Raw genomic sequence first — 666 nt, 5'->3', positions numbered from 1 at the left:
ACCTGATGAAGAATTCAAATCGAAAAATTTAAAAATTCTTGGTGCGACACAAACAGGGAAAGGGGTCATTCAGCAGGTACTTATAGACCAGTCAATCTGGAAAGGTTGGGGTGTCTGGTTTATGGATCAAAAGCCAGATGATTTTATCTATTCAGTCATGGTGCAATCTTGCAATCATTGGAAAAGAACTTTACCCGTAATTCTAGATTTAACAGGGGAAAGCATAGGTTCTTACGCTCCGTTTGAACACGGGGTTTTACGCGAGAGATTACAGAGATTTAATAAATCTTTTGGCCTGACTGGAAAAGGAACAGATGGAGATCACTACAAAGGAATTAACAGGCAAGTTATGACTTTCTTATCTGATTATTGGGATGGTACTTTGCAACATCTTGATAAATTGATAAGTGGAAAGGACAACGCCATACCTGAAAATAAACGTGAGTGGATTTTTGATAGCACTTTAAATATCAGAATTAAACTTGACGAATGGAAATTATTACCTCAACTATTCCCGAAAAAAGGTGAAGGATTTAACGTTCAGAAAGAATTAGAAGAAGCATCCGTTGTATATATAAAAGGTCGTCAGGATGATGATTTAATTCGCGAAGTCTGTAGCTCTTTATTAATTGAATGGAAAGATTGCATAATTAAGAAAAAACATAC

Annotated in this window: 1 pseudogene; it reads left to right on the top strand. The window is 35.9% G+C overall.

Annotated features, from left to right (window positions below):
• A pseudogene (locus V2A85_RS24260) lies at positions 1-666 on the top strand (triK protein); the annotation flags it as partial.

Source organism: Yersinia sp. 1252 StPb PI, assembly GCF_048593885.1.
Lineage (GTDB): Bacteria > Pseudomonadota > Gammaproteobacteria > Enterobacterales > Enterobacteriaceae > Yersinia > Yersinia enterocolitica_E.
Note: the sequence above shows the minus strand (reverse complement) of the source record. Positions and strands in the feature narration are given on the sequence as shown.